The 5,858-nt window shown below is 68.8% G+C and carries 8 protein-coding genes and 1 pseudogene; 6 read left to right on the top strand and 3 right to left on the bottom strand.

From position 1 onward, the window contains the following. From B2R83_RS02640 to B2R83_RS02620, 5 genes are all read left to right on the top strand, one after another. A partial coding sequence (locus tag B2R83_RS02640) for a general secretion pathway protein GspB (RefSeq protein WP_292038147.1) occupies positions 1–330 on the top strand: 330 nt, incomplete at its 5' end. Beyond that, a complete protein-coding gene (gene mobB, locus B2R83_RS02635) occupies positions 317–832 on the top strand; it encodes a molybdopterin-guanine dinucleotide biosynthesis protein B (RefSeq protein WP_292038146.1) in 516 nt (171 codons plus the stop codon). The genes B2R83_RS02640 and mobB, both read left to right, overlap by 14 nt. A gap of 61 nt (positions 833–893) precedes the next feature. After that, positions 894–1,091, top strand: coding sequence for a YjfB family protein (locus B2R83_RS02630; RefSeq protein WP_027864857.1), 198 nt, complete (start codon positions 894–896; stop codon positions 1,089–1,091). A 33-nt stretch (positions 1,092–1,124) separates the two neighbouring features. Next, positions 1,125–1,427: a DUF2282 domain-containing protein gene (locus B2R83_RS02625; protein WP_209588164.1), complete on the top strand. Its 303-nt coding sequence runs from the start codon at positions 1,125–1,127 to the stop codon at positions 1,425–1,427. A 2-nt stretch (positions 1,428–1,429) separates the two neighbouring features. Next, the gene (locus B2R83_RS02620) at positions 1,430–3,118 is read left to right on the top strand and encodes a DUF692 family multinuclear iron-containing protein (RefSeq protein WP_292038145.1); all 1,689 of its coding nucleotides are present in this window, start codon (positions 1,430–1,432) and stop codon (positions 3,116–3,118) included. Position 3,119: 1 nt separating this feature from the next. On the opposite strand, the gene B2R83_RS02615 is transcribed toward B2R83_RS02620, so the two are convergent. The 3 genes from B2R83_RS02615 to fumC all read right to left on the bottom strand — a co-directional run bounded on the left by B2R83_RS02615 (position 3,120) and on the right by fumC (position 5,195). Next, positions 3,120–3,401 carry a DUF883 family protein gene (locus B2R83_RS02615; RefSeq protein ID WP_027864855.1) on the bottom strand — a complete coding sequence of 94 codons (282 nt, stop codon included), beginning with the start codon at positions 3,399–3,401 and terminating at the stop codon, positions 3,120–3,122. Between the two features lie 135 nt (positions 3,402–3,536). After that, complete coding sequence (locus B2R83_RS02610) at positions 3,537–3,749, bottom strand: RNA-binding S4 domain-containing protein (RefSeq protein WP_036216050.1); 213 nt, start codon at positions 3,747–3,749, stop codon at positions 3,537–3,539. A 48-nt stretch (positions 3,750–3,797) separates the two neighbouring features. Beyond that, positions 3,798–5,195, bottom strand: a complete 1,398-nt coding sequence (gene fumC / locus B2R83_RS02605) for a class II fumarate hydratase (RefSeq protein ID WP_292038144.1) — start codon at positions 5,193–5,195, stop codon at positions 3,798–3,800. Between the two features lie 108 nt (positions 5,196–5,303). Here fumC and B2R83_RS02600 point away from each other — a divergent pair. After that, a pseudogene (locus tag B2R83_RS02600) lies at positions 5,304–5,858 on the top strand (hypothetical protein); the annotation flags it as partial.

The following is a 5,858-nucleotide window of genomic DNA, read 5'->3' as shown; positions in this document are numbered from 1 at the left end:
GCGCCGAAGCAGGCGCCGCGCGCCGAACCGGTCGAGGCCCTGCCGGAACCGGCGCGTCCGGTCCTGGTGGCCGCGGCGCCGGCCGCGCCCTCCGCCGAGGACCACATCGGCCCGCTGCAGTCGCTGCCGGAATCGGTGCAGCGCGAGATCCCGAAGGTCAGCTTCGGCGGCTATATCTATTCGCCGAATCCCGCCGAGCGCCTGCTGCTGGTCGACAAGATGCTGCGCCGCGAGGGCGAGGAAGTCGCGCCCGGACTGGTGCTGGAGCGCCTGCTGCCGAAGGCGGCGATCATGAATTACCGGGGCTCCCGCTATCGTGTCGCCTATTGAAGTGGGACCGGTGCTGGGCGTGGTCGGCTGGTCCGGCAGCGGCAAGACCTCGCTGCTGGAGGCGCTGATCGGCCGCCTGGCGGGGCGGGGACTGCGGGTCAACGTCGTCAAGCACAGCCACCACGACGTCGAGCTGGAGCCGCCGCGCAAGGACAGCGCGCGCCTGCGCATGGCGGGAGCGGCCGAGGTGATGCTGGCGTCTCCCTACCGCGTCGCCATCCTGCGCGAACTGCGCGGGGGGCAGGAGCCGCCGCTGGCCGAGCACCTGGCGCGGCTGGCGCCGGCCGACCTGACCCTGGTGGAAGGCTACAAGTGGGAGCGCATGCCCAAGCTGGAAGTGTTCCGCCCGAGCCTGGGCCGGCCGGCCCTGTATCCGGAGGATCCCGACATCCTGGCTGTGGCCTCCGATGCGCCGCCGCCGGGCGGAGAGGGCGGGCCGGCCTGGCTGGACCTGAATGATCCGGATCAAGTGCTGGCCTGGCTGCAGAAATGGATGCGCTGAAGGTCTAAAGTTCTTCCACGGGCTGCCGTAAATGGTGGATACGCCTTAATGGGAGAACGACATGGATGTGTCCAGCATCGCCAAGCTGTCCACCAGCATCGCAGAAACCGGCCAGCGCCAGGAAGTGAGCCTCGCCGTCTTCAAGAAGGCCCAGCAGATCCAGGAAGCCACCGCCACCCAGCTGCTCGCAGCGCTGCCGGCGGTGCAGTCGGCGAACCTGCCGCCGCACCTGGGGAACAAGATCAATACGACAGCGTAACTTGCTTCTTTACCCGCTATCCAGGAGTACCGCATGACCAACCGCCACGCCCTGATCGCCGCCGCCCTTGCCGGCGTCTGCGCCCACGCCGCCGCCCAGGACCAGATGGGCGTGCCGAAGGCCGACCAGGAAGCCTGCTACGGCGTCGCCAAGGCCGGCCAGAACGACTGCGGCACCGCCACCCACGGCTGCGCCGGTGTCGCCAAGGTCGACAATGACGCGAACGAGTGGAAGTTCGTCGCCAAGGGCACCTGCACGCAGCTCGGCGGCTCGCTCGAAGCCGGCAAGGCCAAGCAGGACAAGACCGAGCCGGCCAAGGCCGACGTCCAGAAGTAATCATGTCCGCCCCCGCTGCGGCCCCGGGCGGAGGCACTGCGGCCGGCGTGGGCCTGCGCACGCCGCACTACCGCGCCTTCCTCGACAGGCGCCCGCCGGTCGGCTTCCTCGAAGTCCATAGCGAGAACTACCTTGCCCGTGCTGGCTGGGACTGGCACGTGCTGAGCGAGCTGCGGCGCGACTATCCGGTCAGCCTGCACGGCGTCGGGCTCGGGCTCGGCTCGGCGCGCGGATTTTCCGATGCCCACCTGGAGCGCGTGCGCGCCCTGGTCGAGGCGGTCGATCCCTTCCTCGTCTCCGAACACCTAAGCTGGGGCGCGCTGGCCGACCGCCAGCTCAACGACCTGCTGCCATTGACCCTCGATAGCGCCGCCCTGGCGCTGCTGTGCCAGCGGGTCGATCGGGTGCAGGAACGCCTGGGCCGCCGCCTGCTGGTCGAGAACGTCTCGACCTATGTGCGCTTTCGCGCCGACACCATGAGCGAAGCCGAGTTCCTGGCCGCACTGGCGCGCCGCACCGGCTGCGGCATCCTGCTCGACGTGAACAACCTGTATGTCAACCAGCGCAACCACGGCGAAGACGCGCGCGCCGCCATCGCCGCGCTCCCCGTGGGCAGCGTCGGCGAAATCCACCTGGCCGGCCACCTGGAGACGACGCTGGCCCTGGTCGACCACCACGGCGCCGCCGTGGCCGAACCGGTCTGGGACCTGTACCGCGCCGCGCTGGCGCGTTTCGGCCGGGTGCCGACCCTGGTGGAATGGGATGCCGAGCTGCCGCCGATCGACAGCCTGCTGGCGGAGGCGGCCAGGGCCGATGCGATCGCCCAGAACTACCCCGAGCCGTCCGCCCTTGCCCCGGTGATCCGGCCACCGGTGCCGCCGGCACCAAGGGACGAGGCGCTCGCCACGCTCCAGCAGCGCTTTGGGGCGGCGCTGTTCGACCGCAGCCACGAAGCCGCCTTGCGGCCCTTCCTCAGCGAGGGCGGGGTGGACCGTCTGGCGCTGTACCGCGGCAACCTGAGCGCCGGATGGGAGCGCGCCCTGGGCGAGGCCTACCCGGTCCTGCGCCAGCTGGTGGGGGAAGAATTCTTCGCCGGCCTGGCGCGTGCCTACGGCAAGGCCGCGCCGTCGCAAGACCCGGACCTGGCGAACTTCGGCGCGCGTTTCGCGGGCTTCCTTGCCGGATTCGCGCCGGCCGCGCCTTATCCCTACCTGCCCGACGTCGCGCGGCTCGAGTGGGTGGTCCACCGCGCTTACCTGGCGCCGGACGTGGCGCCGCTCGGCCTGGCCGCCCTGGCGGCGATGTCGCCGCAGGCCCTGGACGCCGCCCGTTTCACCCTGCATCCCTCGGTGAGCCTGCTGCGCAGCCCCTGGGCCATCGCCGCGCTCTGGCAGGCGCACCAGCCGGGCGGTCCGCCATTGCCGGCGCACGCCGACGCGCCTTGCACGGTACTGGTGGTGCGGCGCGGCTGGCGGGTGGAGGTGGTGGAGGAGAGCGCAGCGGGAGTCGCGGCCCTGGATCGGCTGGCGGCGGGCGCCAGCTTCGGCACGGCGCTCGACGCCGCGCTGGCCGCCGCAGCGGCGGATGAGGGGACGCCGGACATCGGCGCCATGCTGCAGGGCTGGTTCAGGCTCGGCGTGGTGGCCGCGATTGCGGCAGACGACGCCAACCGGGACAGCCCCGGCTCGTAGACTAGTGGAAGGCGCGCAGGATGCGCTGCTCGCCGGTACGGTCGCAGTAACGCTCGTTGGCGGCGCGGGTGGCGGCCATCATGCGCTCGAGCTGGGCGTCTTCGAAACGCGCCAGTTCCTCGTTGGCCGCTTCCAGCGCCAGCGCCAGCTTGGCGCGTGCGTTCTGGTACAGCGCACTGGTGTAGTGGTCGGTATTTTTCAGCAGCTCTTCCGCATTCTCGATGACGAGACGCAGGTCTCCGATGAGCTGCTCCTGGGACTGGGCGCGGTTCGGGGTTTCCATGGCTTCACCTATGGCCGGTTATATAAGTCAATCCTGATGACTTAAAATATAAACAAGGAAGCCCCGCTCTGTTTGTTAGGGCGCAAACATAAGCCCGCTGTTTTCCGCCACCTTTCCGAAGCGTTTTTAGGTGATTTATTGCACCCGGATCTGCACGTCGCCCACGGTCACGGTCTGGCCGGCGCGGATCTTCGCGGTCTTGCGCAGTTCCTGCTTGCCGTCGACCGACACCGCGCCGCTGGCGACCATGTTCTTGCCGGCGCCGCCGCTGTCGACCAGGCCGACCAGCTTCATCAGCTGGTTCAGCTCGACGAACTCGGCTGTCAAATCGAAATCTATTTTTTGCATGCTGTCCTCGGGAATTGAAAAGGGCACCTGCAGGTGCCCCGAAAAAGTTTACTCGACCGTATCCGGCCGGGTCATGTCGATCGGCACGATCCACTCGTCGAACTGCTGCTCGGTGACGAAACCGGACTGCAGCGCGGCCTGGCGCAGGGTCAGGCCGTCGTGCGACGCGGTCTTGGCGATCTGTGCGGCGCGATCATACCCGATGTGCGGGGCCAGTGCGGTCACCAGCATCAGCGATTTTTCCATCAGCTCGGCGATGCGGGCGTGGTTGGGCTCGATGCCCCGGGCGCAGTGCTCGTCGAAGGAGCGCATGCCGTCGGCCAGCAGGCGGGCACTTTGCAGGAAGTTATGGGCGATCATGGGCTTGAACACGTTCAGCTCGAAGTTGCCCTGCGAGCCGCCGACCGTGATCGCGACGTCGTTGCCGAACACCTGGCAGCACAGCATGGTAAGCGCCTCGCACTGGGTCGGATTCACCTTGCCCGGCATGATCGAGCTGCCCGGTTCGTTCTCGGGAATCGTGATCTCGCCCAGGCCCGAGCGCGGGCCCGAGGCCATCCAGCGCACGTCGTTGGCGATCTTCATCAGGGCCGCAGCCAGGGTCTTGAAGGCGCCGTGGCTCGAGACCATCGCTTCGTGGCCGGCCAGCGCCATGAACTTGTTGGGCGCGCTCTTGAAGGACAGGCCCGTGCGCGAGCTGAGCTCGGCCGCGATGCGCGGGGCGAAATCCGGATGCGCGTTCAGCCCCGTGCCGACCGCCGTGCCGCCGGCCGCCAGCGCCAGCAGGCCGGGCAGGGTGGCGCGGATCGCGTTTTCCGCGAATTCCAGCTGGGCGACGTAGCCCGAGAATTCCTGGCCGAGGGTGAGCGGGGTGGCGTCCTGCAGGTGAGTGCGGCCGATCTTGACGATGCTCTCGAAGTCGCGCGACTTGCGCAGCAGCGTGCCGCGCAGCTGGCTGAGTGCCGGCAGCAGGTTCTGGGCGACGGCAATGGCCGCCGCCACGTGCATGGCGGTGGGGAAGATGTCGTTCGAGGACTGGCCCATGTTGACGTGGTCGTTCGGGTGCAGCAGGCGCTTCTCGCCGCGCTCGCCGCCCATCAGCTCGGAGCCGCGGTTGGCCAGCACCTCGTTCATATTCATGTTGCTCTGGGTGCCGGAACCGGTCTGCCAGACCGCCAGCGGGAATTCCTGTGGATGACGGCCTTCCAGCACCTCGTCGGCGGCGCGAATGATGGCCTCGGCCTTGTCGCCCGGGAGCTTGCCGAGCGAGCGGTTCACCGCGGCGGCGGCGCGCTTGACCTGGGCCAGGGCGGCGACCAGTTCCGGCGCTAATCTCTCGTTCGAGATGTGGAAATGGTGGAGCGAACGCTGGGTCTGGGCGCCCCAGAGGCGGTCCGCGGGGACCTCGATCGGGCCGAAACTGTCCTTCTCAATCCTGTTTTCCATGGCTGTCCTGTGGGTGAAGGGTTGTGATTAAAGAGTTTAGCCGATTGTCCGTTAACTACGCTCAGGCTCTACTACTTCCATCCTATGGCTTGCCGCCTTCCACTGATATTGACTTGCGCGCTGCTGGCCGGCGCTGCCCAGGCGGCCGAGCTCGGCGAACCGCGGGTGAGCTCCTTCCTCGGCCAGCCGCTGGTGGCCGACATCGAGCTCACCATGCTGGAAGACGCCGCCAACCCGGTCCAGGTGCGCCTGGCGCATCCGGACGTCTACCGCGGCGCCAATATCGGCCTGCCGGCGGTGCTGTCCACGCTCCGGATGTCGGTGATGCGGCGCGACGGGCGCCAGTTCCTGCATCTCACCTCGCTCGGCAAGGTGGAATCGGAACACCTGCACCTGTACCTGGAGCTGGCCGACGGCGCGCAGCGCACCGTGCGGCTGGCAACCCTGTGGCTCTCGCCGGATCCGAATCCGGCGCCGCCTCCGGTTCCGGTGGCGGCGCCTCCCATCCCTGCCAAAGCGGCGCAGCCCGCGCCGCCGCTAGAGGCGGCGCCGAAGCCCGCTCCGGCCAGGCCGAAGCCCGCGCCCATCAAGCCGAAGCCGGTCGTCGTGCCGCCGGAGCCGGCCAGGCCGGCGCGCTTGACGCCTGAACCGGCCCCGGCGGGC

The sequence above is a fragment of the Massilia sp. UBA6681 genome, from assembly GCF_002454935.1.
Lineage (GTDB): Bacteria > Pseudomonadota > Gammaproteobacteria > Burkholderiales > Burkholderiaceae_D > Telluria > Telluria varians.
The sequence above is the reverse complement of the archived record's forward strand: the minus strand, read 5'-3'. Positions and strand labels throughout refer to the sequence as shown.

Coding starts and splice junctions, on each gene's coding strand:
- B2R83_RS02630 (WP_027864857.1), top strand. CDS start 894: ATGGATGTGTCCAGCATCGCCAAGCTGTCCACCAGCATCGCAGAAACC.
- B2R83_RS02625 (WP_209588164.1), top strand. CDS start 1,125: ATGACCAACCGCCACGCCCTGATCGCCGCCGCCCTTGCCGGCGTCTGC.
- B2R83_RS02620 (WP_292038145.1), top strand. CDS start 1,430: ATGTCCGCCCCCGCTGCGGCCCCGGGCGGAGGCACTGCGGCCGGCGTG.
- B2R83_RS02615 (WP_027864855.1), bottom strand. CDS start 3,401: ATGGAAACCCCGAACCGCGCCCAGTCCCAGGAGCAGCTCATCGGAGAC.
- B2R83_RS02610 (WP_036216050.1), bottom strand. CDS start 3,749: ATGCAAAAAATAGATTTCGATTTGACAGCCGAGTTCGTCGAGCTGAAC.
- fumC (WP_292038144.1), bottom strand. CDS start 5,195: ATGGAAAACAGGATTGAGAAGGACAGTTTCGGCCCGATCGAGGTCCCC.